General features: G+C 42.0%; 22 protein-coding genes. 9 read left to right on the top strand and 13 right to left on the bottom strand.

Annotated features, from left to right (window positions below; genetic code table 11):
• Window positions 1-70 precede the first annotated feature (70 nt).
• Genes EXT43_RS14280 through EXT43_RS14260 form a run of 5 tightly spaced genes read right to left on the bottom strand, consistent with a single transcriptional unit; the run spans window position 71 to window position 4,918 of the window.
• Window positions 71-2,164: a type IV pilus secretin PilQ family protein gene (locus EXT43_RS14280; RefSeq protein WP_082401713.1), complete on the bottom strand. Its 2,094-nt coding sequence runs from the start codon at window positions 2,162-2,164 to the stop codon at window positions 71-73.
• Entirely contained in the window at window positions 2,151-2,687 is a 537-nt protein-coding gene (locus tag EXT43_RS14275) for a pilus assembly protein PilP (protein ID WP_130167273.1), read from the bottom strand. The genes EXT43_RS14280 and EXT43_RS14275 overlap by 14 nt, the downstream gene beginning before the upstream one ends.
• On the bottom strand, window positions 2,684-3,289 hold the full coding sequence (locus EXT43_RS14270; protein WP_130167272.1) for a type 4a pilus biogenesis protein PilO: 606 nt from the start codon (window positions 3,287-3,289) through the stop codon (window positions 2,684-2,686). Before EXT43_RS14270 ends, EXT43_RS14275 begins: the two co-directional genes overlap by 4 nt.
• Window positions 3,279-3,851: a PilN domain-containing protein gene (locus tag EXT43_RS14265; RefSeq protein ID WP_055021382.1), complete on the bottom strand. Its 573-nt coding sequence runs from the start codon at window positions 3,849-3,851 to the stop codon at window positions 3,279-3,281. The genes EXT43_RS14270 and EXT43_RS14265 overlap by 11 nt, the downstream gene beginning before the upstream one ends.
• The gene (locus EXT43_RS14260) at window positions 3,839-4,918 is read right to left on the bottom strand and encodes a pilus assembly protein PilM (RefSeq protein WP_054563334.1); all 1,080 of its coding nucleotides are present in this window, start codon (window positions 4,916-4,918) and stop codon (window positions 3,839-3,841) included. The genes EXT43_RS14265 and EXT43_RS14260 overlap by 13 nt, the downstream gene beginning before the upstream one ends.
• Window positions 4,919-5,050: 132 nt before the next feature.
• On the opposite strand from EXT43_RS14260, the gene EXT43_RS14255 reads away from it, so the two are divergent.
• Complete coding sequence (locus EXT43_RS14255) at window positions 5,051-7,555, top strand: PBP1A family penicillin-binding protein (RefSeq protein ID WP_130167271.1); 2,505 nt, start codon at window positions 5,051-5,053, stop codon at window positions 7,553-7,555.
• 80 nt (window positions 7,556-7,635) lie between these two features.
• Here EXT43_RS14255 and metL read toward each other — a convergent pair whose 3' ends face one another.
• Both metL and metB read right to left on the bottom strand, forming a co-directional pair.
• Complete coding sequence (metL, locus tag EXT43_RS14250) at window positions 7,636-9,981, bottom strand: bifunctional aspartate kinase/homoserine dehydrogenase II (protein WP_130167270.1); 2,346 nt, start codon at window positions 9,979-9,981, stop codon at window positions 7,636-7,638.
• A 5-nt stretch (window positions 9,982-9,986) separates the two neighbouring features.
• Window positions 9,987-11,246, bottom strand: coding sequence for a cystathionine gamma-synthase (metB, locus tag EXT43_RS14245; RefSeq protein ID WP_130167269.1), 1,260 nt, complete (start codon window positions 11,244-11,246; stop codon window positions 9,987-9,989).
• A 224-nt stretch (window positions 11,247-11,470) separates the two neighbouring features.
• Between metB and metJ the strand changes: the two genes are divergently transcribed.
• The gene (gene metJ / locus EXT43_RS14240; protein WP_036973203.1) at window positions 11,471-11,791 is read left to right on the top strand and encodes a met regulon transcriptional regulator MetJ; all 321 of its coding nucleotides are present in this window, start codon (window positions 11,471-11,473) and stop codon (window positions 11,789-11,791) included.
• A 100-nt stretch (window positions 11,792-11,891) separates the two neighbouring features.
• On the opposite strand, the gene EXT43_RS14235 is transcribed toward metJ, so the two are convergent.
• On the bottom strand, window positions 11,892-13,133 hold the full coding sequence (locus EXT43_RS14235) for a malic enzyme-like NAD(P)-binding protein (protein ID WP_054552813.1): 1,242 nt from the start codon (window positions 13,131-13,133) through the stop codon (window positions 11,892-11,894).
• Between the two features lie 698 nt (window positions 13,134-13,831).
• On the bottom strand, window positions 13,832-14,047 hold the full coding sequence (gene rpmE, locus EXT43_RS14230) for a 50S ribosomal protein L31 (protein WP_036973208.1): 216 nt from the start codon (window positions 14,045-14,047) through the stop codon (window positions 13,832-13,834).
• A gap of 233 nt (window positions 14,048-14,280) precedes the next feature.
• Here rpmE and priA point away from each other — a divergent pair, with 233 nt between their 5' ends.
• From priA to EXT43_RS14205, 5 genes are all read left to right on the top strand, one after another.
• Window positions 14,281-16,461: a primosomal protein N' gene (priA, locus tag EXT43_RS14225; protein ID WP_130167268.1), complete on the top strand. Its 2,181-nt coding sequence runs from the start codon at window positions 14,281-14,283 to the stop codon at window positions 16,459-16,461.
• Between the two features lie 16 nt (window positions 16,462-16,477).
• Complete coding sequence (locus tag EXT43_RS14220) at window positions 16,478-17,005, top strand: SPOR domain-containing protein (RefSeq protein WP_130167267.1); 528 nt, start codon at window positions 16,478-16,480, stop codon at window positions 17,003-17,005.
• An 80-nt stretch (window positions 17,006-17,085) separates the two neighbouring features.
• Window positions 17,086-17,604 (top strand): ATP-dependent protease subunit HslV, encoded by a 519-nt coding sequence (hslV, locus tag EXT43_RS14215; protein ID WP_054552816.1) that lies wholly within the window; start codon window positions 17,086-17,088, stop codon window positions 17,602-17,604.
• An 11-nt stretch (window positions 17,605-17,615) separates the two neighbouring features.
• Window positions 17,616-18,944, top strand: a complete 1,329-nt coding sequence (gene hslU, locus EXT43_RS14210) for an HslU--HslV peptidase ATPase subunit (RefSeq protein WP_062566006.1) — start codon at window positions 17,616-17,618, stop codon at window positions 18,942-18,944.
• Window positions 18,945-19,020: 76 nt separating this feature from the next.
• Window positions 19,021-19,395 (top strand): gamma-butyrobetaine hydroxylase-like domain-containing protein, encoded by a 375-nt coding sequence (locus tag EXT43_RS14205; RefSeq protein ID WP_130167266.1) that lies wholly within the window; start codon window positions 19,021-19,023, stop codon window positions 19,393-19,395.
• A gap of 106 nt (window positions 19,396-19,501) precedes the next feature.
• Here the strand turns inward: EXT43_RS14205 and EXT43_RS14200 are convergent, their stop codons facing one another.
• The 3 genes from EXT43_RS14200 to EXT43_RS14190 all read right to left on the bottom strand — a co-directional run bounded on the left by EXT43_RS14200 (window position 19,502) and on the right by EXT43_RS14190 (window position 23,070).
• Complete coding sequence (locus EXT43_RS14200) at window positions 19,502-21,382, bottom strand: HAMP domain-containing methyl-accepting chemotaxis protein (RefSeq protein WP_130167265.1); 1,881 nt, start codon at window positions 21,380-21,382, stop codon at window positions 19,502-19,504.
• 105 nt (window positions 21,383-21,487) lie between these two features.
• Window positions 21,488-22,537: an MJ1255/VC2487 family glycosyltransferase gene (locus EXT43_RS14195; RefSeq protein ID WP_130167264.1), complete on the bottom strand. Its 1,050-nt coding sequence runs from the start codon at window positions 22,535-22,537 to the stop codon at window positions 21,488-21,490.
• Window positions 22,534-23,070: a phosphatase PAP2 family protein gene (locus tag EXT43_RS14190; RefSeq protein WP_130167263.1), complete on the bottom strand. Its 537-nt coding sequence runs from the start codon at window positions 23,068-23,070 to the stop codon at window positions 22,534-22,536. Before EXT43_RS14190 ends, EXT43_RS14195 begins: the two co-directional genes overlap by 4 nt.
• 212 nt (window positions 23,071-23,282) lie before the next feature.
• Between EXT43_RS14190 and rraA the strand changes: the two genes are divergently transcribed.
• Window positions 23,283-23,780 (top strand): ribonuclease E activity regulator RraA, encoded by a 498-nt coding sequence (gene rraA, locus EXT43_RS14185; protein ID WP_054552822.1) that lies wholly within the window; start codon window positions 23,283-23,285, stop codon window positions 23,778-23,780.
• 5 nt (window positions 23,781-23,785) lie between these two features.
• On the top strand, window positions 23,786-24,835 hold the full coding sequence (locus tag EXT43_RS14180) for a formimidoylglutamase (protein WP_130167262.1): 1,050 nt from the start codon (window positions 23,786-23,788) through the stop codon (window positions 24,833-24,835).
• A gap of 219 nt (window positions 24,836-25,054) precedes the next feature.
• On the opposite strand, the gene EXT43_RS14175 is transcribed toward EXT43_RS14180, so the two are convergent.
• Window positions 25,055-26,731 carry a GGDEF domain-containing phosphodiesterase gene (locus tag EXT43_RS14175; protein ID WP_171037173.1) on the bottom strand — a complete coding sequence of 559 codons (1,677 nt, stop codon included), beginning with the start codon at window positions 26,729-26,731 and terminating at the stop codon, window positions 25,055-25,057.
• Window positions 26,732-26,764 lie beyond the last annotated feature (33 nt).

Genomic DNA, 26,764 nt, shown 5'->3' with positions numbered 1-26,764 from the left:
CAATTAGCATAAAAAGCTAGATAACGAGCAATTAAACATGCTAATTGCTCGTTGCTTAAGAAAAAATCACTTAATCGATTTGAATTTTTGGTGTTACAAAGATTAACAGCTCTTTCTTCTCGTTAAATTCACTCGTACTTTTGAACAATACGCCTAAGTAAGGAATATCGCCTAACAGAGGTACTTTCTTAGTTGAGTTAACGATTTGCTGTTGGAAGATACCACCAAGCACCACAGTTTGGCCGTTTTCTACTAATACCTGAGTTTGAATTTCTTGGGTATTAATTGCTACAGCAGAACCTGTTGGTGTTTGTACTGTATCACCACGCGTGTCTTGCGTGATAACGAGATCTAAAATCACTTTGTTATCAGGGGTGATATGTGGCGTTACTTCTAAGCTCAATACTGCTTTTTTGAAGGTTACTGTCGTTGCACCACTTGATGCTGCTTCAACATAAGGGATCTCAGTACCTTGCTCAATACGGGCTTTTTGTTGGTTAGCCGTCGTAATACGAGGACTTGCGATAATCTCACCACGGTTTTCTTCTTCAAGGGCACTTAACTCTAAATCTAATATTGTGCCGTTAGCTAATTTAGCTACTTGAACACCAATACTACCCGCAGGGCTAGAAACCGGTAAGTTAACATTTAAGCGGTCAGAAATACTTGGGATATTATCGTAAGAGCCAGCACCAAACATGCCACCAGCGCCCTCTAATGTGCCAGAGATAGCACCGTCGCTACCTACATCGCTGATACCCCAGCGCACACCTAAGTCTTCTTGCACATTATCATTCACTGTTACCATGCGTGATTCAATCACCACTTGCTTAACAGGAATATCTAAGGTTTCCACCATACGGCGCACGCTTTCGATGCTTTTCGCTGTATCTTTGATAAGTAAGGTATTAGTACGTTTATCAACAGACACACTGCCTCGCGCAGAAATAATACTGTTGGTGTCTGTTTTCAATAAGTCAGCAAACTCTTCTGCTTTAGCATAGTTAAGGCGGATGTATTCACTGTAAAGTGGCTCTAAATCCTCAACTTGCTGTTTTGCCTTAAGCTCTTTTGCTTCACGTGCGGCAAGTTCTTCTGATGGTGCAACCATCAAAATAGTACCGTCCATGCGCTTATCTAGACCTTTAATTTTAAGCACAACATCAAGTGCCTGATCCCAAGGAACACCATCTAAACGCAATGTGATATTGCCTGTAACTGAGTCACTGGTTACTAAGTTAAACTCGTTATAGCCTGCAATAATCTGTAGCACAGAGCGAATTGGAATATCTTGGAAATTAAGGCTCATTGGGCGACCTTGATATTCAATGCCGCCTTCGAGGTAGGCACGCTGTGTATCATCTTTTTCAACAGTTAGCGTAAAGATATTTTCAATTTGTTGGTGAGTAAACTTAAACGCGGCATTGGGTTCAACCACAATGCGCGTCATATTACCTTCTTTGAAGGTTTCGATGTTACTTACAACCGTACCAAAATCCATCACATCTAATTGATACAATAAGTCGTCTAAAATATCTGTGTGGTGGAACTCAGCAATAATTTTGCCGCCACTTTCATGAACATCAATTGCTGCTTGCGTATCTTGTAAAAAAACTAACAGGCGAGCTTCGCCTTTCTCACCACGGCGAAAATCAATCGACTGTACTGTATTAATAAAGTTGCTAGACGCTGTCAGTCCATCCGCTGAATCATCCGTTGCGATTGGGTTATCTGAAACATGCAAAGTAACGATATTGTCTTTCGCCATTGTTTTATAAATTTTTAGCTTATCTAGCGTTACAACAACTTTTAAACCGTCTGCGGTCAAAGTACTGGTTACATGCTGGATACCTGCTTGGTTAACAGGCACATCACGCACTTCATTATCAACACCTACATTACTGAAAAGCATTTCAATACGAGCTGGGGCGTTATATACCTGAACTTTTGGTTCAAATGTCAGCGCTTCATCAAATACTAGCTGTAATTGTGTTTCGCCTTTCATTAGCGGGTTATAACGTACGTCATACAGTAAAGGGGCAGCGATTGCTGTCTGCGTCAAAATTAAGGCTAATGCAGCTAACATGAATTTATGCATGTGTTTTAACCAAGCCATTCCTTTATGCATCTTCTTTTTACCTTTCATAAGATTAACTTGCACCATTTGTATTCGCCTCTAACATTTCTAGCTTAGTCAGGCGCTCTTTCCAACAACCAGCCCCATCCGGGATTAATTCTAATAATTCTATATAATTGTCGTGCACTTGTTTAATTTCACCGTGATACAAACCAATATAATTACCTACAGTAACTCGATAAAGCGTATCGTCTGCAGCTTTTATCAGCGCCCACGTATTACCAACACGGCCTATAGTTCCTTGCATAACAAGGTTATCTAGCGGGTACTTTTCAAGTGGTTGACGAACACGATCAGGATCTGGGTGTAAGCAGTTTTTAACTTGCACTAAATTGCTCTGAATAATTTCCGGTTTAGGCGCCACAAATGGACTACGTAATTTTCCGGCATTATAAGCAAAGTGTTCGAACTTAGTGATCTCAGGAATCGGCTCAACTTTAGGCGTTGTACTTGCTTTAACTTGATCAATAAACTCTTTTTGTTCTGAAGTATCATCATTACACGCGCTAAGTACAAGTGTCATCGCAATAATCAAGGGAAGCTTTTTCATTTTTTAGTGCCCCCTTCATAACGATAAGTCTTAGCAACAACACTAAAAGTGAGTTCATTATTGCCGAGAGTTTGAATAGTAAAGTCATGCAAACTTACAATTCGCGGTAACTGAGCAACTTTACCAACAAATTCACCAAATTCATGATACGTCCCTACGACTTCTATTTTAATTGGCAGCTCTGTATAAAACTCTTTTTCCACTTCAGGTAACCAGCCAATTTTCAAAAACGTCAAACCACTAGTTGTGCCAACGTAAGATAAGTCGTCTAACAAACCAGGTGTCTCGTTCGAGGTTGGTAAGCGCTTTAATAGCTGCGAGAACTTATCTTCCATCTCAACCATTTGCTGGCGATATAATTCTAGGTTACTCGCAATGGCATATTTTGCTTTGTATGTTTGGCGTAGCTCGGTTTCTTTGGCTACCGCACTGTGATAACTGGCGATTTCGTCAGAAACTAATAAGCTGTAACTAAAGTATAAAACCAGCGCAGCCACAAACGCACAGCATAGAGCTTTAACAGCAATAGGCCAATCGCCCATGTTTTCAAGCTCAATTTCATTCCAATCTATGTCAGTTAACGCTTTGATATCAAGGTTCATTGCGTGCCTCACCTATCTGATCAAATGGTTTAACGTAAAAATCCATATTAAAGTCACTCAATAATCTTGAGGTTTGTTCACCTGCGACAATACCTTGCATAATAGGTCGTTCTAATAAATATGAGCTCTGAACTTGACGCAGCATGGTAGATAAACGGTTATTTGATTCACTGCGACCAATTACATGAATGCGGTCATCGCGACGTTCAAGTTTCGTTAAATAAACCCCAGCAGGAACAATCTTGGCGACTTCATCCATGATTTGTGTACCTAGGTTACGGTTACTTTGTAGCTCTTCGATTAGACGCATACGCTGTTGTAAGTTTTCTTTTTTCTTATCAAGTTCGTTAATTTCACGAATACGTTGGTTCAATAACGCGATTTCTGTATTCAAAAAGTTATTTTTTACATTTTGCCCATCGCGTAATCCGCCATAAAAAGAGCTTAGTAAATACATACTTAAGAAGCTAATAACAACGACACCAAACAACACAGTAACGAACTTATTTTGTGAGTCTTTTCTTTGTTGTTCGCGCCAAGGCAGCAGATTTATATGTGGCATGATGAAAAGCTCCTTAATGCCAATCCTGTGGCTATCGCAAATTGAGTGCGGTGACGCTGCAACATATTGCGATCAATCTTTGGCGAAATTTCAATGTTAGCAAATGGCTCTGCAACAACAGTGTGAATGCCTAGCTCTTCAATTAGGAGCCTATCTAAGCCTTCGATCATAGCAGTGCCGCCAGTCAGGACAATGTAATCAACTTGATCTTTACCACTGGTTGTTAAGAACATCTGCACTGCACGACGAACTTGTTGTAACAATGAAGTTTGGAATGGAGCTAAAACTTCGAAGGTATAATTTGGTGGTAAATCACCTGTAGTTTTACCAATTTCAGCTTCATCAAAGCTTTTGTTGTAATACGCAACAATGCTATTGGTATACTGGTCGCCACCAAATACTTGGTCACGGGTGTAAATTGTTTCACCTTCTTGTACAACGCTAACAAGCATCAGCACAGCACCAATATCAACCACAGCGACACATTTATTGTATGCATCACTAGGTAATTGTTGATAATACACATCCATTGCTCGACTTAGCGCATAAGTTTCTACATCGACAACCGCAGCTTTTAAATTGGCTGTTTCAAGAGCACCAACTCGCGCTTGCACACTTTCAGTTCGCGCAGCAGAGAGAAGAACATTCACTTTACTTGGATCAGCTTCATTGATGGCAAGTTTTTCAAAATCGATATTTACTTCATCAAGTGGATATGGGATTAAACTATCAGCTTCGATGGCAATTTGTGACTCTAATTCAGCATCTGTTAATGATACATCCATAAAAATTACTTTCGTAATTACAGTTTGACCTGAAACAGCTACTGCTGCGGTTTGCACTGATTTAGGAATTTTTCTTTTTAGTTTAGCGATAACATTACCTATCGCTTCTATGTCTTGAATAGAACGCTCAGACATAGCGCCTTTAGGCATAGGTTCAATAGCTAACGCTTCAAGCCGCAAACCTGCGTCTGTCTCTTGCAACAACACTGCTTTTATACAGTGCGATCCGATGTCGATTCCTACCATCATAGATGAAGGCTTTTTAAATAGCTGACTTAGCATGTTTGCAACTTGGCCTTTGTTTTAATAATAAACAAGTTATAATTTTTATCTGAAAAAATATTATTCATTTTTTAATCAATATATACTAGCAGTCTCCGATTCTAATTGGGAGTCCATTTAGGGAAAATATAAGTGATTTTATTAAAGCGAACTTTACAATTTATTATCATCTGCTCATTTTTAGGACTAATCACTTTAGTTGGTCTATACTATTACGTTAAACCTGATATTCCTAGCGTACAGGTTCTAAAAGACGTTCAATTACAGACACCTATGCAGGTATTCTCACGTGATGGATTATTGATTAACCAATTCGGTGAAAAACGCCGCATTCCCGTTACAATAGACCAAATCCCCCAACCATTAATCGATGCAATTTTAGCAACAGAAGATAACCGTTTTTACGAGCATATTGGTATCGATCCAATTGGTATAGTACGTTCAGCCATTGTACTCATATCTACAGGCGAAAAGAAACAAGGCGCAAGTACTATAACCATGCAGCTTGCCCGTAACTTCTTCTTAACTAGAGAAAAAGCATACATTCGTAAGGTCAAAGAGATCTTCATTGCTTTACATATTGAAAGTATATTAAGTAAAGACGAAATCCTCGAATTATATTTAAATAAAATTGAATTAGGTAACCGCGCTTTTGGTATTGGTGCAGCAGCACAAGTTTACTACGGCAAAGACCTCAATGAGCTTACTTTAGCGCAAATGGCGATGATCGCTGGCTTACCTAAAGCTCCTTCAGCCCTTAACCCTATTCGCAACCCTGTACGCGCAAAGGCACGTCGCAACGTTGTACTAGGCCGTATGTATACCGAAAAGTATATTACACAGAGTGAATACGAAGAGGCTATCAATGCACCAATTACAGCTAAATTCCATGGTGCAGAAATTGAAGTGTACGCCCCTTATATCTCTGAGATGGTGCGTGCTGAAATGGTTGAACGCTATGGTCATGAGCGTGCTTACAATACTGGTTTTAAAGTTTACACCAGTGTTGATTCAAATATTCAGCAAGCTGCACAAGATGCCATTGTTGATAATCTACACGCTTACGACATGCGTCATGGCTACCGTGGTGCTACGGCTCAGTTATGGGACAGTGAAAACGAAAGTCCACTTAGCCAAGAAGAAATCTTATCTAAATTAAAAGATGTCAAAGAGTTTGGTCCACTATTAGCTGGTGTTGTCACTAATGTCGCTGAGCAATCAATTGATGTGCTATTAAAAAGCGGCGAACAAGTGACGGTTGAGTGGGATGGTCTAAAATGGGCACGCAAATATATTACCCGTTACCGTCAAAGTTTCGCACCAAAAACGGCTACTGAAATTTTATCAGCGGGAGCGCAAATTTGGCTGCGTAAAAATGCAGATGAAAGCTACATTCTTAGCCAAGTGCCAGAAGCATCTAGCGCACTTGTTTCACTTGACCCACAAGATGGTCGTATTAAAGCCATTGTCGGTGGTTACAGCTTTGAACAAAGCCAATACAATCGCGCAGTTCAAGCAAAACGCCAGGTTGGTTCAAACATCAAGCCATTTATTTATTCAGCAGCACTTGAAAACGGCTACACACTCGCTTCAATTCTTAACGATGCACCAATTAATCAATGGGATAAAAGCCAAGGTGTTGCATGGCGCCCTAAGAATAGCCCGGCGGTTTATAATGGCCCTATCCGAATTCGCCGAGCACTCGCTCAATCGAAAAACGTAATTTCTGTACGTTTACTACGTGGTGTAGGTCTTGAACGTACTGCAGATCACTTACTTAAGTTTGGTTTTTTAAATAGTGATATTAATCGTAGCGAGTCATTGGCCCTAGGTAGTGCCTCAATCACTCCTCTTGAACTAGCTCGCGGGATGAGTACTTTCGCCAATGGCGGCCACTTAATTACCCCTTACTTTATTTCTGAAATTCAGGATTCTGCTGGTAATGTGTTATTCAAAACAGAGCCAGAACTGGCCTGTGATGAACCAGAGCAAGTTGTTACACCAGAGTTCGCATCATTAGATGATAACCAATTGGATCAAGCACAAAGTGTGAGCACGCCACGTTGTGCTCCGCGTATCATTTCAAAGCAAAATGCATTCTTAATTTCGCAAGCTATGCACAGCGCAATTTGGGGTGGTGGCAGCTGGACTCACAAAACCGGCTGGAGTGGTACAGGTTGGCGTGCACAGGCGCTTGACCGTCGTGATCTAGCAGGTAAAACAGGTACCACCAATGACTCGGTTGATACCTGGTTCAGTGGCTTTAACCGCAATGTGATGACCTCAGTATGGGTTGGTTTTGATAACCCTGGAAAAGCCCTTGGTCGTTCGACCTACAACAGTAACCTCGATAAGTCACAAATCTCTGGTGCAGAATCGGGGGCTAAAACCGCGCAACCTGCATGGGTCGACTTTATGCGAGCGGCTCTTGATGGCATGCCAGAAGCACCTATTGAGTTTCCTGAAGGTTTGGTATCGGTTCGTATCGACTTAGCAACAGGTCTTTTAAGCCATAAGAATGACTATACCAGTCGTTTTGAATACTTCATTAAAGGCACTGCACCAACCAAGTACGTACTTGATCAACCAACAGACGTATTTGAAGAAAAGCTCACCACAGAGGAAGAGTTGTTCTAAATAGCTAAGTTGCTATAAGACATAAAAAAGCGCCCTTCTGGGCGCTTTTTGCTTAGCTATTTAAACTAAGATCAGCAAAATTATTTTAGGTTATTTACCAGCCAATACAGGTCTGAATGAACCCCAGCCGCAGTGACTTCTTTACCCGCTCCAGGGCCTTGGATCACCAACGCATTATCTGTATACCACTGTGAATTGATCACAAAAATGTTATCGCCCGGTTTAAGGCTGGCTAATACATCATCTTTACCAACATTGACTAAACCAACCTGAGCTTGAACCTTACCATCAACGAGTGTAATAGCTCCGGTGTAGCGCACCACTTTGTCTTCTGCCCCAGCTTGGGCTGCTTTTTCTATCATGAATTCATCAAGTAGCTGTTTGTTTGCAAGAAAATCTTGCCAGCTACCTGCTGCAAGCTGTTCAGGCATCAGAGGTGTCAAAGCAATATCATCTAGCTCTAAATCTAGGCCTAAGTCACGTGCTAAAATCAGTAGTTTACGCTGCATATCACGGCCAGATAAGTCTTCACGAGGATCTGGCTCTGTATAACCCATTTGCTGAGCTTGAAGCACTAAATCTGAAAACGGCACGCTGCCATCGTAACTGCTACATAACCACGATAAAGTACCCGAGAATACCCCTTCAATACGGTTAATGCTGTCTCCGCTATTTTGCAAATCAGCTAAAGCAAAGTTAATCGGTAAACCTGCGCCCACACTGGTGTTATAACGCCACAACAAGTTTCGCTCAGCCAAATTAGTGCGTAGGTTTTGATACCAGCTATTTTCTGCAGTGCCCGCATATTTGTTTGCACTGATCAAATGACAGTTAAGCTCTACAAAGTCAGGATACAACTGGCTAAAAGCCTCACTGGCAGTGATATCAATCACTACTTTGTGCTCATAATCTAGCTCATTGATACGTGCTAATAACTCAGCTTTATCGTAGCTTTGCGCTTCATTGTGCCACTGCTCTTGCCATGTTTCGGTATTTAAACCACTGGCACTAAAAAGCATTTGTTTAGAGCGTAAAAGAGCTACTACTTTTACTTTGTACTGAGCAGATAAACGAGCAAATTGAGCTTGTAGTTGCGATAAGAACACTTCGCCTACATTACCAAGGCCAGCAACGATAATGGCCAACTCTTGACCTTTGTTTACCAGCTTGTCATGTAGAAGAGTTAAAACATCACTGTCAATTGCCTGATCGTTTAAGATCAACACATAGTTATCGTCTTGTTGTACAAAACGAGGATGAATGCTTTGCTCTTTTAAAAGCGCTGTTGCTTGCTCTGTTAGCGCAATGACATCAGCTGTTGGTGCAACCACTGCACAACCACTTAAATTAGACTCGACAATATTTGCACGGCCCGCTAAGTGGCTTACAACTTGGTGAGTGCTTTGACCTGGCACTAACAAGTAAGTATCGCCATCTTTAGTAAAGTGGTGCAGGCTGTGTTGAATTAACTGACTAAGCTCACCAACTTCACCACCGCTTAGTTTATCAACCCGTAATAAATCGATGTTATCTAAGGTAGTAATAAAACGCTTTGCTTTACTGTAACCTTCTTTTACTACTTCGGTTGGCGTTGCATCACAATCAAAACTACTTCTTACCACCAATTTAATTTCTGTGTCTTTTAACGGCGACAAGGTTTTTGCATGCAATACTGGGTTACCCAAACGCGCTAATAGGTTAGCTTGCTCGCGGCACACCTTGGCATACTTAACTGCATTTTTAACTTTCCGAGGGTCAGTACTAAATACCCCTTGTGTGTCTGTCCAGATAGACACTTGCTTGGCAAAAGTATAACTCGCTAACAAGGTGGCACTGTAATCACTGCCATTGCGGCCTAATGTCACCGTATTACCTTGGCAATCTGAAGCTATAAAACCCGTTACTACGTTGATATGTTTTCTGCTAATCGCATCACTGCATTGCTGTTGGTTTTTTTGATGTAAAAGCTGACCATCATTTAGAGTAAATAACTGCCTTGCATCAACATCTTGCGCAGCGACACCTAACTGATTTAGGTAAGCGGCCAATAACCGTGCCGACCACACTTCACCATGAGCAAGTAAAGGTGCTTCAAGTAACTGCTGCTGACTAATTAATTCATTTAATACGGCAAGTTCATCTTTTAACTGTGCCAAGGCCTGTTGTTTATTCTGACCTGTAAGTAGCTGCTCAATTAAAGCCCGTTGATTGTTATCAATAAGCAATAGAATATCGCTAACAGCCTGACTATCTTGCTGCTGGTAACTTTGCCAAAGCTTTACTAGGGTATCGGTTGTTTTACCCGATGCCGACACAACGATGCAATCGCCCTGCTCAGTATTCGCAAGAACGATGTTCGCTACCGCATGATAACGATCTGCCGAGCTTAAGCTTGAGCCACCAAATTTATGAACAATATTTACCATTTCTTCTACCACAATGCCGTATGTGCTGGCGTTAACTTAAATGACGCGTTTTGTTGGGTATCTTGCTGTGCTTGCTTAGCTTCAGCTTTTGCAACTTGTTGGCCTTGACCTGGTTTTACTAAATTGAAAACACGGTCTAAATCTGCAATGAGATCTTTTACGTCTTCAATACCTACAGAAATACGGATCAGCGTATCGCCCACACCGGCCTCAAGGCGCGCTTTAGGCTCCATTCCTGCGTGGGTCATTGTTGCAGGGTGACAAATCAAGCTTTCTACCCCACCTAGCGACTCAGCAAGGCTAAAGTCTTTAAGGCTTGTTAAAAACGCTGCTGCATCGTTAATGTCGCCTTTAATATCAAAGCTCACCATGCCACCAAAGCCACGTTGCTGTGCTTTAGCAAGCTCATGTTGTGGGTGAGAAGCAAGGCCTGGGTAATAAACTTGGCTTACATAAGGTGAGCTTTCTAAATACTCAGCAATGGCAAAGGCATTTTCTTGGTGCTGCTTTAAACGTACATTTAAAGTACGTAAACCACGAAGCGTTAAGTAGCTGTCAAATGGTGCACCAGTAATACCGATATTATTCGCCCACCAAGCAAGCTCATCGCCTAGCTCTTGCGTTGCAGCAATTACCGCACCACCAACCACATCAGAGTGACCATTGATGTATTTAGTGGTTGAGTGCACAACAATATCAACACCAAACTCAATTGGGTTTTGTAATGCAGGTGATAAGAAGGTGTTATCAGCCGCAACCAAAGCACCACACTGCTTAGCAATACTAGTGATTGCTTTAATATCTGTTAAACGCAAAATTGGGTTACTTGGCGTTTCAATCCAAATCAACTTAGGTTTAATTGCTAAAATTTCTTGGAGGTTTTCAGTCTTGGTTAAATCCAAAACTTTTAGTTTTAACAGGCCACGTTTTTCAAGCGAGGTGAATAAACGGTAACTACCGCCATAACAGTCATGTGGGATCACTAACGTGTCGTCACTGTTTAATAGCTGAGTTGCTAAATGCACAGCAGACATACCTGTTGCAGTGATAATACCTCTAGCACCACCTTCAAGCTCAGCTAAGGTTTCAGCTAAGATATCGCGATTTGGATTACCGCTACGACCATAGTCATACTGGCGCTTAGTATCAAAATCAGCAAATGAATAGGTGGTTGATAAGTAAATTGGTGGTACAACCGCACCATGATGTTTATCGGCTTCGATGCCGTGACGAACAGCAATCGTCGCTTTATTTTTTTCGCTCATTTCATCACCTATTCTTAAATTGGATGTTTAGACGTCTAAAAGGTTAGATGATCAAATATGAGAAGTCAAAGCATTTATGGCTTACACATAGAAGTTTATACATTTACACCACTAGATGGCTAAATAACTAGTATTTGACTATCTTTTTTAAAGAGATAGAATTTCCGCATCTTGCGCTGTGAATAAGGCGTAAATCACTGACAACCGAGGCAACGAAACAACTTATGGCTAAATGGAACGGTGAATACATTCACCCATATGCAGAACACGGTAAAAAATCAGAACAAGTAAAAAAGATTACCGTATCGATCCCACTCAACGTATTAAAAGTATTAACTGACGAGCGTACACGCCGCCAGATCAATAACCTGCGTCATGCGACGAACAGTGAGTTATTGTGTGAAGCTTTCTTACATGCTTTTACAGGTCAACCATTACCAAATGATGACGACCTACGTAAAGACAACCCTGAAAAGGTACCTGAAGAAGTTAAAAGAATTATGCAAGAAATGGGATTAGATATCCCAGTGCTTGATTCAGAATAAGTATTTCGGCCATCGGATCACCGCCGATAATCGCAGATATAAAAAAACTCAGCCTAGGCTGAGTTTTTTATTGCGCGATGTACCTAATAGCTAATTAAGCTTAACGCATGTAATCTTCTGGCATGTCGATTTGCGCCACACCCGACTCTACTGCTGCTTCAGCAACAGCACGTGCAATACGTGGTAATAAACGCGGATCCATAGGCTTAGGAATGATGTACTCGGCACCAAACTCAAGTGACTCAACGCCAGCTGCTTTTAATACTTCACTTGGTACAGGCTCTTTCGCGATGCCGCGAATAGCATGAACTGCAGCAATTTTCATTTCATCATTAATTGCCGTTGCACGAACATCTAACGCACCACGGAAAATGAATGGGAAACAAAGCACGTTATTTACTTGGTTAGGGAAATCTGAACGACCCGTTGCCATAATTAAATCGTTACGCGCACTGTGTGCAACTTCTGGAGCAATCTCAGGATCTGGGTTTGAGCATGCAAACACGACTGGCTTATCAGCCATCAGCTTAAGATCATCTGCTGTTAACAGGTTAGGACCTGATACACCAACGAATACGTCAGCATCAGCAATAACATCTTGTAATGTACGCTTATCGGTATTGTTAGCAAATAATTGCTTATACTCGTTTAAGTCATCACGACGTGTATGGATCACACCTTTACGGTCAAGCATATAAATGTGTTCACGCAGTGCGCCACACTTAATTAAAAGCTCCATACAAGCAACAGCAGCAGCACCGGCACCTAAACATACGATGATAGCATCTTCGATATCTTTACCTTGCACTTCAAGGGCGTTAAGCATACCAGCAGCAGTCACAATAGCTGTACCATGTTGGTCATCGTGGAAAACTGGAATATCACAGCGCTCGATAAGCGCTTTTTCGATTTCAAAACACTCTGGCGCTTTAATATCTTCAAGGTTGATACCACCAAACGTATCAGCGATGTTAGCAACCGTATTAATGAAATCTTCTGTTGTGCGGTGTTTAACTTCAATATCAATTGAATCAAGACCAGCAAAACGTTTGAATAGTAACGCTTTACCTTCCATTACAGGTTTTGATGCAAGCGGACCTAAGTTACCTAAACCTAAAATTGCGGTACCGTTTGAAATAACTGCAACCATGTTGCCTTTGCCTGTGTATTTATAGGCATTTGCTGGATCAGCAGCAATTTCACGGACTGGTTCAGCCACACCTGGGCTATAAGCTAAAGCGAGATCGTTAACCGTTTCGGCTGGCTTGGTTAGTTCAACACTAATTTTACCTGGAACGGGGTGAGCGTGGTAATGTAATGCTTGTTCACGAAAATCTGACATAACGCGATAGTATCCTGCAAAAAGTTAAAAAGTGAGAGAGCTTGCATCAGTACGATACCTGTAATGTATAAAAATTCCAAGTATTATCAGGTCTATCCTGTTATATGCTATATCGCTTAATTTTAAAGGATTTCCCAACAATTTCTGTGCATAGTTGCGATTAATCAGACATAAAAATTCACCTATTTATGACCTTTTAAGCACGTGTTTTTGTATTTTATACGCACGAACACTGCAATTAGCCGAAATTAGCCAAAAATAGCTATTTCAACGAAGTTCACAGCATTTACTCACAAAGTTATTTAAATTTATTATTTTTAATAACTTTTATTAAAGTTTATACAAAAAAGAATATAGCCAAGGGGTGGCACTTTGTCTGCAAAATTAGCGACATAATGGGCATAACAGCCAGAAATAGTTATGCAAGATACATAAGTGAAGATGATAAGTAAGTGGCAGCGTTATACCAATTCGCTTAATTAAGTGATCTATTTTGAGGCAATAAAACCTCGTTGATAGCAAGGCAAAAATTTCGTTATTTAGTTGTTCTAAATCAGAAATTTTTAACGCAGATAGCGACAGGTTTAATCCCTCAAAATGATTAAGTATTATTGCGGATTGGTATCAATAATGAGTTTTGTGAATTTTAGGCATAAAAAAAGCACCCTAAGGTGCTTTTTTTAACTAAACAGCAGAGATTACTTCTTGCTGCTAAGTGCACCGAAGCGCTTGTTGAAACGATCAACACGGCCGCCAGTGTCTAAAATCTTTTGCTTACCAGTGTAAAACGGGTGACACTCAGAACATACGTCTAAGTGGATGTCTTTACAAAGAGTTGAGCTAGTTTCGAATTTGTTACCACATGAACAAGTTGCAGTGATAGCTTCGTACTTAGGGTGAATACCTTCTTTCATAGGGAACCTCTAGTTAAGGCCGTATCGCTCTCCAAACCCGAAGTCTGGCACCATACGCAGTTAATACAATTAATAGGCCGCGTATTTTATAGCTCAAGAAGCCTTACGACAAGCTTTAAATACATCTTTCGCTAAAAAAATAACCAAGTGGTCTGTTGTTCAGTATTTGTTGGTAGGTTTTTAACTGCAATTTTAGTACATTATCTTTCTATCTTTGTTTCAGTTGAGTTGTTATGCACTTTGTAGAAGTTGCCATAAAAGTCCCTTTACAGCGTACCTTCGATTATAAAGTTGAACAGCTGCTGCATAGCCCTGAGTTAAAGCCAGGTATGCGCGTTCGCGTGCCATTTGGTAGCCAAAAAAAGGTTGCCGTGGTCTTGGCTCTTAAAACATCAACCGATGTTCCCGCTGACAAAATAAAGCCGATTATTGATGTTATAGACGACACGCCAGTGTTATCTGAGCAACATTTAGCATTACTAAAATTCACAGCACGCTACTACTGTTACCCATTGGGCGAGACCATTCATACGGCACTTCCGGCTGCATTAAGGCAAGGCGAATGCCCAGATAAAACCAGCATTAACATGGTTGAGCTAACCGATAAAGGTGCAAAGCTGCCGTCGCTGAAAGCAAAAACCCAGTTAAATTTATTAAAGCAGCTAGCCGAATCGGGCAAATCATCAGTTACAGAATTAAAAGCACTCGGATTTACCAAAAAAACCATCGACAGTCTGCTCGATAAAGAACTGATCACTCAATTTATTGAACATGATAACCAATGGCAGCAACGCGCGCCGACTGTTGGTAGCAAGCCGGTGCTTAATAAAGAGCAAGCTGTTGCCTGCACCAGCATTAACCAAGCTCGTGGCTTTACCAGCTTTTTACTTGAAGGTGTCACAGGCAGTGGTAAAACCGAAGTGTATTTGCAATGCCTAGAAGAAGTGCTAAAAAAAGGTCAGCAAGCCTTAGTATTAGTGCCTGAAATTGGCTTAACGCCACAAACAGTCAACCGTTTTCGTCGTCGCTTTCCTGATACCCCGATTATGCTATGGCACTCAGCCCTAACAGATAACGAACGCTTACAGACTTGGCGTTTTTGTGAAAAAGGCAGCTGCGCCATAGTGATCGGCACACGTTCTAGTATTTTCTTGCCCTTTTTATCTCTTGGCATGATCATCGTTGATGAAGAGCACGATAGCTCGTTTAAGCAACAAGATACATTGCGCTATCATGCTAGAGATTTAGCCGCTTATAGGGCATACCAACATAATATTCCGCTCGTTCTAGGCAGTGCCACACCAGCACTTGAGACCTTACATAAGGCAATTAATAACAAATATCAGCTGTTGAGCCTCACTGAACGGGCCCAAACCAGTACTGATAACCAGTTCCACTTAATGGATATGAAAGGTCAGCCTGAGCAAGCAGGGATTGCCCATGCCAGCCTTGCTTATATGCGCCAACATTTAGAACGTGGTAAGCAAGTGATGGTGTTTTTAAACCGTCGTGGTTTTTCGCCTACCCTTATCTGCCATGAGTGTGGCTGGCTAAGTGAGTGCTCACGTTGTAGCACCAGTGCAACCTTTCATAAAGCCATTGGCCAGATGATTTGTCACCACTGTGGTGAACAACATCAGGTGCCTCATCAATGCCCTGATTGCGGCAGCACGCAGATTTTTCCAAATGGCAAAGGCACTGAACAAATCGAAGAGTTTTTAACACAAACTTTCCCTGACATTCCGATTAGTCGTATTGACCGAGATTCAACTCGTCGTAAAGGCAGCTTAGAAAAAGCCCTTGATGATATTAACCAAGGCGGTGCGCGTATCTTAGTTGGCACGCAAATGTTGGCAAAAGGCCACCACTTTGCCGATGTTAGCCTTGTTTTAATCCTAGATGTCGACAGTGGATTATATTCGTGTGATTTTCGCGCCACAGAGCATTTAGCGCAACTTGTTACGCAAGTGGCAGGCCGCGCAGGTCGAAGTGGTGAACCTGGGCAAGTGTTATTACAAACTCACTTTCCTGAGCACCCGCTACTGCAAGACTTAGTTAATAATGGTTACCAAGATTTTGCCCGTTACGCACTCACAGAGCGAGAAGACGCGCAACTTCCGCCAGTCACCAATATGGCTATGGTTCGTGCCGAAGGACATAACATAAATCAAGTGATGGATTTTTTAACTGATTTGGTTCCTGTCCAGAACGTATCTGGTATACAATTGCTCGGTCCGATACCTGCACCATTGGAACGTGTAGCAGGTAAATATCGCTTTCAGTTACATATTCAGGCGCAGGAACGCTCCCACTTACACCAATATTTAGCGCAAATGGTCGACTATATAAGTACCAGTAAATTAGCGCAAAAGGTGCGTTGGAGCTTAGATGTTGATCCTATAGATATGATTTAAAGGCCAATTAAGAGTCATGGCACAGCACGATTACATAAATAAAAAACCAGCAAATCGAAATAATAAAAAACAAGCCCCGGCGAAAAAGCCCTTCCCTATTATTCTTGTTTTAATTGCGCTTATCTTAGTAGGCGGGTTTGGTTACGGCCTATGGTATATCAAACATAATGCTGACCCTGAGTTAGTAGAGCAGCAAGCAAACCCGACTAAAAAAGAAGAAGTAGTTATTCCACCACCTAAGACACCTGAATTTATCAAAGAAATTAAAGAGCACGAAGTTCAGGTTGAAGTAAAAGAGATTGAACAAAAAGGCCCATATGTAATGCAATGCGGCTCTTTTAGAACATTAGAGCAAGCACAAACATTAAAAGCTAAAATCGCTTTTGCCGGCTTAGTGGCCGAAGTTAAGAAAACTGAGGGCAGCAATGGTATTTGGTATAAAGTGCGCTTAGGACCATACGAAACCAAACGTTTAGCCGAAAGTGACAAGAATAAACTTAAACGCATCAAAATAATGGGCTGCGGAATTTGGCTTTGGACTTGATTTTAGTTCATTCACCCATATAAACACCTCATCAATCGCTTTTTACGAGCGGCCTTGCCGCTCGATGATGAGGAATAATCATGACCACTATTGTAAGTGTACGCCGCGACGACAAGGTCGTTATTGGTGGCGACGGCCAAGTTTCACTTGGTAACACCGTAATGAAGGGCAACGCCCGCAAAGTTCGACGTCTTTATAATGGCAAAGTAATCGCTGGTTTCGCTGGCGGTACTGCTGATGCCTTCACCCTTTTCGAACGATTTGAAAGCAAACTAGAAATGCACCAAGGCAACTTAACCAAAGCTGCCGTAGAAATGGCCAAAGATTGGCGTAGTGATCGTGCACTTAGAAAGCTCGAAGCACTATTAGCAGTTGCAGACGAAACTGCTTCATTAATTATCACAGGTAACGGCGATGTTGTGCAGCCAGAAAACGACCTAATTGCGATTGGCAGTGGTGGTAACTTCGCGCAATCAGCAGCCACAGCGCTACTAGAAAACACCGACCTAAGTGCACGTGATATTGTAGAGAAAAGCCTTACTATTGCAGGCAACATCTGCGTATTCACGAATAATTTCCAAACTATTGAAGAATTGTAATAGGAACTGCCATGTCTGAGATGACGCCAAGAGAAATCGTTCACGAGCTTGATCAACATATTATTGGCCAAGCTAAAGCTAAAAAAGCAGTTTCAATCGCGCTACGTAACCGCTGGCGCCGTATGCAACTGAGCGATGATTTACGCGCAGAAGTAACGCCTAAAAACATTTTAATGATTGGCCCAACTGGTGTGGGTAAAACTGAAATTGCTCGCCGTCTAGCTAAACTTGCTAATGCGCCTTTTATTAAAGTTGAAGCAACAAAGTTCACCGAAGTGGGCTATGTTGGTAAAGAAGTAGAAACGATCATCCGCGATTTAGTTGATATCTCGATTAAAATGACGCGTGAACAGCAAACCAAAAAATTCAAACATCGCGCTGAAGAAGCGGCAGAAGAGCGTATTCTAGATGCCCTTTTACCACCAGCACGCGATACCTTTGGTGAGTCAAAAACAGAAGAGAACTCTTCTACTCGTCAATCTTTCCGTAAAAAATTACGTGAAGGTCAGTTAGACGATAAAGAAATTGATATCGATGTTGCACAAGCTCAGCCAAATGTTGAGATCATGGCTCCTCCTGGTATGGAAGAAATGACCAACCAGCTTCAGAGCATGTTCCAAAATATGGGTGGCGATAAGCGCAGCAAGCGTAAGCTAAAAATCAAAGAAGCATTTAAGCTATTAGTTGAAGAAGAAGCAGCAAAACTTGTTAACCCTGAAGAGTTAAAAGAGCAAGCTATCTTCGCAGTTGAACAAAACGGTATCGTGTTTATCGATGAGATCGATAAAATCTGTAAACGTGGTGAAGCATCTGGCCCAGATGTTAGCCGCGAAGGTGTACAGCGCGACTTACTACCATTAATCGAAGGTTCAACAGTAAGCACTAAACATGGCATGGTTAAAACTGACCACATGTTATTTATCGCATCTGGCGCATTCCAAATGTCTAAACCATCAGACATGATCCCAGAGCTGCAAGGCCGTTTACCAATCCGCGTTGAGCTTGAAGCACTAAGTGCTGATGACTTTAAACGTATCTTAACTGAGCCTCATGCTTCATTAACTGAGCAACAACGTGAGCTGTTAAAAACAGAGCAAGTTGACGTTGAGTTTACTGATGATGCCATTGAACGTATCGCGAAAGCGGCTTGGCAAGTAAATGAGAAAACCGAAAACATCGGTGCCCGTCGCTTGCACACAGTGATGGAAAAACTAATGGAAGAAATTTCATTTGATGCCTCAGAAAAAGCAGGTTCAACACTGACAATTGATGCCAATTACGTTGAGCAGCACTTAGGTGCACTTGTTGAAGATGAAGACTTAAGTCGTTTCATTCTTTAATCAACAAATTAGCGTTATAATTAAAAGCCTCCTGTTGGAGGCTTTTTAGTTTATAAATCGTATATTCGAGGCTCACATGAAAGAAGTCACTAAAGTGCATTATCACAGCGTTAGCAAAGTATTAGATGTTCATTTTGATGATCAGACTATTGCTCAATTTAGTGCTGAATTTTTGCGTGTTCACTCACCGTCTGCTGAAGTGCAAGGTCATGGCAATGAACCTATGAAACTCGTACTCGGTAAGCAACAGGTAGGAATTAGCAAGATTGAGCCGGTTGGTCATTATGCAATTCGACTGGTGTTTAGCGATAATCACAATAGCGGTTTATTCAGCTGGCACTATTTAAGTGAGCTGCAAGCTAACCATGATGAACTTTGGCAGCAATACCAAGCGAGAGTCTCTGAACACGAAGCAAGCAAAGACAGCGTGCCTATTAAGCTTGTGCCTTAATACCTTGTCGCGGTATACACCCCCAAACAAAAAAGCGCGATGACGACACCGTCACCGCGCTTTTATTTTTCAACAGGCTAATTTATTAAACTTATCGATTGCCTGATTAAACTTTAAACTTATCGATTGCCTGATAGAGCACACGTGCTTGCTCAGACACCTCTTCGCTGGTTTGCGCATTAGTCGCCGCATGACCAGATGCCTCTTGAGCGATATCACGAATGCGTACCACGTTTTTATTCACCTCAGAAGCCACTTGGCTTTGCTCATCAATTGCGGTGGCAATGTGAGTACTCATATCCATTATGGTTTGTACATCTTCGGTGATTGAACGAAGCAGTTCACCTGCTTTACTTGCCTGTGCTGCACTTTCGCCACCTTGCGTACGACATTGCTGCATAATGCTCACCACTTCTTGCGTACGCCCTTGTAAGGTAGAAATAATGCTCTCAATCTCTTGCGTTGAATCTTGGGTACGTTGCGCAAGTGAGCGAACCTCATCTGCTACTACCGCAAAGCCACGGCCTTGTTCACCGGCACGCGCCGCTTCAATGGCGGCATTGAGTGCCAGTAAGTTTGTTTGCTCAGCGATGCCACGAATAACGTCTAGTACAGAGCCAATGGTTTCAGCGTCTTTTTCTAACTGCGACACCACGCTTGACGCATTACCGAGTGAATCAGATAAGTGGTTAATTTGCACCACCGTTGATTCAACCTCAGAACGACCTTGCTGCGCGCTTAAGTTAGTCGACTCAGCTTTTTTCGCTGCGGCTTCAGTATTGTGTGAGATATCTTGAATCGTTGCCTGCATTTCGGTGGCAGCTGTGGCAACCATATCAGCTTCGTGCAGCTGCTCTTGCATACCTGAGCTAGTTGCTGCAGTCGTTTCAGATAAATGTTCTGTTGCCACGTTAAGAGTACTTAGCGCTGTATTTACCTCGTAAATCAGCTTTTTAAAATCACTGATCAAGCTATTAAAGTCGATCGTCATAGTGGTGATTTCGTCTTTACCTGATTGAGTAATCGACATGCTTAAGTCGTTATTGCGACGAATCTCGTTAATCGTGTGGTACACACGTTCGATAGGCTGAATAATTGAGCGGCTAGTAAAGTAAACTAATAACATCACTAAAATGCTCGCAATTATAAACACAAGAATGGCAATCAACTGCGCACTAGCAGCACTCGATTCTACAAACTCTTTAGTTTGTGTGGTCAGTTGGCTGACAATTGCATCACTAAGCTCAACACTGCGTTTCATCTCACCGAGTGCCCCTGATTCTAAATCAAGGCCCAAGGCAACTTGTGCATCAACTAAGGCTTTAAATTTACTTTGATAAGTCGCAAGCAAACTAAGCAATTGATTTTCGTAATTTGCATCGAACCCTGCGTTTTTAATCTCTGAGCTAAAACTAGCAACTAAATCATCAAACTTACCCATGTACTTTAAATCAAAGCGCAGCATAAAGTCTTTTTCTGCACGGCGAAGCTGTAGCATTAAAGTTAGTAATTTATAGTTTTCGCGCTCACTTAATAATGTTTCTACTTGATGCACCGCACCACGTAAATCACCATAAAGTGCATCTTTAGGGTGTAAACCTATTTTCTTTTGTAGTACCACAACTTCATTGAAGTCATCGTAATAAGTTTTCGCAAGACGTCTAAATTCATTTAGCTTAGATGAGTCCATCGACAAATCTTTCACTAACTCGTCTAGTCGCGCCATTTTATTTTTTAGCTGCGAATACTCTTTTTCAAAAAGCTCAAGGCTATCGACATCTTTGTAAAACAAAAAGTTTTTTTCATGTTTACGCATCGCAAGTTCATGAATGTCGAGCTCCTCCGCATTTTGAATTGTTTCGTTGAGCTTTAGCATCATGCGCGACTCAAAGATAATTACACACAGCATCACAATCATTGCAAGACCAACAACGAGCGCGTTTAACTGCAAACGTCGCTTTATAGTTAAGTTTTGTAATACATTCATTCAAAGTGCCCTATAGAAACATGCATTTAAAGTATAGCTAAACTATTTAAAGCAGCTAATAAAAAGTGGTTAAACTTGCCGCGCATTTTCCAATATAAGGTACTTTTAAACAATCAGTTTTTGTTCTAAATCAACCTGTTGCCATAGATGTTTATGCAATTTATCCAGCTTTTCCCATTGTTTTTTTTGCAACCAATCAACCAAAGGCGCTGGATCGCTCGGAAAATTGAGTTTTTTGTTCTGTGGCGATTGCAACCAATCATCCATCGCATTGGGGTTTAAATAGCTCATCACATGGGCTGCACCCATCGACAATAGCGTCTGCGCATTAATCCCCTGCTCAAATTGTTTTCCAAGTGGTTTTAGCAATAGCTTTTTACCTAATTGTAACGCTTCACTCGCAAGTTCAAATCCGGCGTTGCCAATTACACCACCAGCATTGGCCAAATCATTTAAAAACCCAACGCGTGAAGGTGCCCGCAGATGAATATTTCCGATTGAACAATCTTGCGCATCTGGGTGATAACAGTAAAACTCACGCTCAGGAAAGTCTTTAAGGTAGTCGACCACACTATCTAAATTCTCAAAAGGTAGATACACCAACACCTTATTTTCGACCATCACCGGGTTATCATGATGATGATTTGCAATAAATGGCGGAATGATGTTTTCTGCATAAGGCTGCCAATGCACTCCTAAATAAACACTCGCTGGCGCATAGTTACGGATTAGGGCACGACGAAAGAAAGCTCGGCCAAACATCGGCACTTTATCAGATAAAAACGCCGCTTGATGGCTCATACCAATAACTGGGATACCTTGCTGTTTAGCAGCCCAAGCGGTAATCGGCTCAAAGTCATTAAACACCAAGTCATAGTGACGTAAATCAAGGTTTTTTATATCTTTAATCAATTGTAGTGGGCGCGCATTTTTCAACGTTTTAAAGCTATCAACTTGCCCCGATTTGCTGGTAAACGACAAACCTCGGAAAGCTCGGTAATCAGCAAAATCGTCCATATCAAAGTAGTCTTGCTCTTTACGACCCGAAAACACATAGTCAACATCGACGCCTAATGCTTTAAAGGTCGTTGCCATTACTCGAGCTCGAGTAATATGGCCATTACCCGTACCTTGAATACCGTACAAAATTCTCATATAGATCCCACCACCATTACAGCTAATACTGCACAACTTGAACCCATCACTGCGCCAATCACCACATCAGCAGGGTAATGCACACCAATAATCACTCTAGATGCCGCAACCCCTGATGCCCACATTAGCCACAGCACAGCAAATTCCGGAAAATAGATAGTCAAAATCGTCGCTACCACGAATGCCCCTGCACTATGCCCCGACGGTAAGCTAAATTGATCGCTCGGCACTAAATAAGCACCTTGCACTAAGCAGTCGCAAGGTCTAACCCGCGCGATACGCTTTTTAGCTAAAAAGTAAATAGGTCGCTCAATAGCAAAGCCCACCAATATACTCATCGCCAGTTGTTGAAAGTGCAGCTGCTCGGTGAACCACCAAAAACCAAGAAACAACACCACGTAAAGTCCGCCATCGCCGCTTTTCGAAAAGCCGAGCGCTGATCTTCTAAGCCAAACTGGCGAAGCGTCATTGAATACACTTAAAAACAGCTGTTCATCCACTTTTGCCAATTTAGTAAGTATGTTGTTTGCCATGGTGAGCTCCTTGTCATACTTTGCGTCTAATTTTTATACTCATCTCAGCTTAGGCGCTAAAAATAACAATTAGGTGACGCTTTTGAGACACTAATGTTGCGATGGCGAAATTCCTTTGATTTAAACCAATAATCCGCTATTAAGTCGTTGTTATTGAGTTGTATCAGGGTATACTGAGTACTAAACAGACAGTCTCTTTAGAGGATGAAAAAATGGATTACAGCACTTCTGATTTATGCGACCACTTTGCAGATGTGGTTGATGTGCTCGAACCAATGTTTATCAATTTTGGTGGACGCCCAAGCTTTAGTGGTCGAGTAAAAACCGTTAAATGCTTTGAAAATAACGAGCTGATCCGCGAAATTTTATCAACCGATGGCACCGACAGCGTGTTATTGATTGATGGTGGTGGTTCTACCCGACGCGCCCTGATTGATATAGAGCTGGCTGAAATCGCATTAGAAAACAACTGGCAAGGCATTATCGTTTACGGTGCCATTCGTCATGTTGATGAACTTGAAGAGCTAGACTTAGGCATTCAAGCAATTGCCTCTATTCCTGTTGCTGCCGATAGTGAAGGTGCAGGTGAAGACGGCATTGGCGTTAACTTCGCAGGCGTATCTTTCTTTGATGACGACTTTGTTTACGCTGATAGCACCGGTATTATATTATCTGCTGAAGAATTAGAGTTAGAAATAATAGAAGACTAATCTCGGTGACAAACTACCTTAAAATTTATGATGAAGCGGCGGTAAAGCACTTATGTGTCCGCCGCGCTAACGAACTCAAAGCTTGGCAAGCCCTTGCCCTTCTCGACACTCAAGTTAACGCCCCACAAGCACTCATCGATGCAAAACAATTCGGTATTCGCTATGTTTTAGTTGGCGTATGTGAAGATATTGGCCCTCGCGCTAACTTAGGTAACGGTGGCTCAGGGCAAGCGTGGCAAGCATTTTTAAAACGCTTTTTAAACCAAACGCATAACCAGTTTTTAAATCACGAGCGTGTGTTGCTACTTGGCGAAGTGGCCCTTGATGACTTAAACCAACAAGCTGCTGACCTTGATAATAAAAACGACGCCGACTTAGCCAAACTACGTGAATTATGCGCTGATATAGACACCCGCGTTGAGCAAGTGCTTGCAATGATTTTTGCAGCTGGCCTTGAGCCAATTGTAATCGGTGGCGGCCATAACAACTGCTTAGGTATTTTACGCGCCCTTAGTAAGCAACATGGCAAACCAGTCAACGCTATCAACTTAGACCCTCATGCTGACTTCAGAGAGTGTGAAGGCCGTCATAGCGGTAATGGTTTTAGATATGCTTACAGTGAAAACCACCTTGCTGATTATCATGTGATGGGTTTACACGAATTTAAAAATAACCAAGCGATTATGGATGCCCTGACAAGCGCAAACTTCACGTTTGATAGTTACCAAGACATTCAAGTACGTCGCAAAGTTGATCTATCTTCAGCGTGTCAACACGCATTAGCGCAGTTTGATAATGCACCGCTTGGAGTCGAAGTCGACCTAGACAGCATCTCACTAATGCCGGTTAGTGCATACACCAACTGTGGCTTTAGTGTAAGTGATGCCGAACACTTTGTGCATTTAGCTGCCAGCCAAACAACGGCTCGCTACCTTCATTTATGCGAAGGCGCCCCATCACAACACCCAGTTGGTTTAGAAGCAGGTATGAACGACGCAGGCCAAATAATCACCGCCCTAGTGAATGCGTATTTGCAGGCGAGAGAGGCAAGTTAGAAAGAAGCGTGTAACGACTGATTTTTGTGAGGTCGGGACGAACTAAGCGATACCAACACATAGAAGCGGTCAGCTCTCAGCCTTCAGCGGTCAGACGCGCGAAACAAGTTTCACGCCTACCTGTACGACCCTTAAATTGGCAGCAAGATTCGAGATAAAACGCGATGTAACAAGTCAAACTGCTCGCTAACTTTCAATCTGATAGCTGACGACTTTAACTTACCCCTGATGCTCTAACCGCCACTGTTTTAACCACGACATCATGCCTACGCTGCTAAGCGGGTAATTAAAGTAATAGCCCTGGGCGGCGTAGGTGTTCAACGACTTAACAAATTTAAGTTGCTCTAGGGTTTCTACCCCTTCACAAATCACCTTGGCATTATTTTGATTATGCATATCCACCATGCCAGAGACTAGGCTACGAACTTGGCTTTGATGGGCAAAATCAGCGGTCAACGATGCTGCTACTTTAATATACTCAACATTAAGATTAGGCAGCTTAGCAAGCCAAATAGGCGTGTCACCAAAACCATCGATACACAGCTTTATACCAATGCTATTTAGCCTTGCTACCATGGCTTTACCTTGGTCATCTAAGCCCATAAATAAATCGAGTGGACATTCAATGATTAAATCACCCGGTTCTAAGCGGTGCTCAGTCATTATGCGGTCAACAAATTCAATAAACTCTTCGTGCAGCATTTCTGGGCCAAACACGTTAATACTAAGAGGCAGTTCAATACCTTCCATACGCAGTGCCATAGCAAGCTCTGCAGCACGCTCAATAACATACGCTGCCACAGGGTAACTTAGGCCAGCGACACGAATATCATCAATAAATTTGTTAGCCGAAAGAATGCCTTGTTTTGGATGCTGCCAACGTAGCAGCAATTCTAAAAACTCAATTTTCTCGTCGCTGTTACGAATAACTGGCTGAAAATAAAGCTCAAGTTCGCTGGCAAAATCTAAGTGAGCTAATTCGCGTAGACGTGCTTGTTGCTCTAATTGCTCGATCATCATTTGCGGATGATAAGGCACAATTTCTCGCTCAGGGTTTGAATCAAGGGCAAGGTTGGCAAATGAAATTAAGTTTTCGAAGCTGTATTCTGGTTCGTCACAGTTCACGTAACTGGCGCGCACTTTTACTTCAATCGTACAATTAGCAACGTTGAATGGCTTTAATGTGACTTGCCTAATTTGGCTGATCAGCTGCTCATGAAGGTGTTTTTGCTCTTCGAGTGAGCAAATAAACGCAAAGTTTAAGCCCCCTAAATGCGCTAATTTTTCTGTATTTGCGGTGTTACTTGTCATACTCAGTACAGCATCAACACTGAGTTGCTGTTTAATACGTGTGGCCGATTGCGCTAATAATAAATCACCAAAGTCACGACCAATATGCTGGTTAACATCGTTAAAGCCTTCAAGGCGGATCATCACTAGTGCGCAGTTTGCTGAGTGCTCTTGGGTCCATGAAACAAAGCTATTTCTAAGTGCATTACGATCAGGTAAGCCAGTCAGTGGAGCGGCATCTAAATCATCGTTATGGAGCGGTTCTACTTCAACCTGCTCATCTTCTTCGGGCTCTTCGTAATTAAAAAAGCCTGAAACAGATAAAATAACTACCGAGAAAACAAGCCAATATAGGGCTGTGTCGAGCAATAGGTGGGCAGAGTATAAAACCGCAAACGAAATTGCGGCAGAGACACTCAATATTATGGCAAGCCAATTAGTGGTGCGAAATGCTTGCCATAAATGAAAACATAAAGCTAAAGCAAGTAAGATCACCAGCCAAGGTAATCCTAAGCTTAAAATAGCTAAACCTAGTACGCCATTAACGACTAGGCTTAGTCTTAAAATAGGGTTTTGGGTTACGCATAGGGCACAGATCATTGCCATAAAAACGCTACCAGCTAAAAACACTGGCACTAC

Source organism: Pseudoalteromonas sp. CO109Y, assembly GCF_004208935.1.
GTDB classification, from domain to species: Bacteria; Pseudomonadota; Gammaproteobacteria; order Enterobacterales; family Alteromonadaceae; genus Pseudoalteromonas; species Pseudoalteromonas shioyasakiensis.
This window is presented reverse-complemented; position numbering and strand designations above follow the sequence as displayed.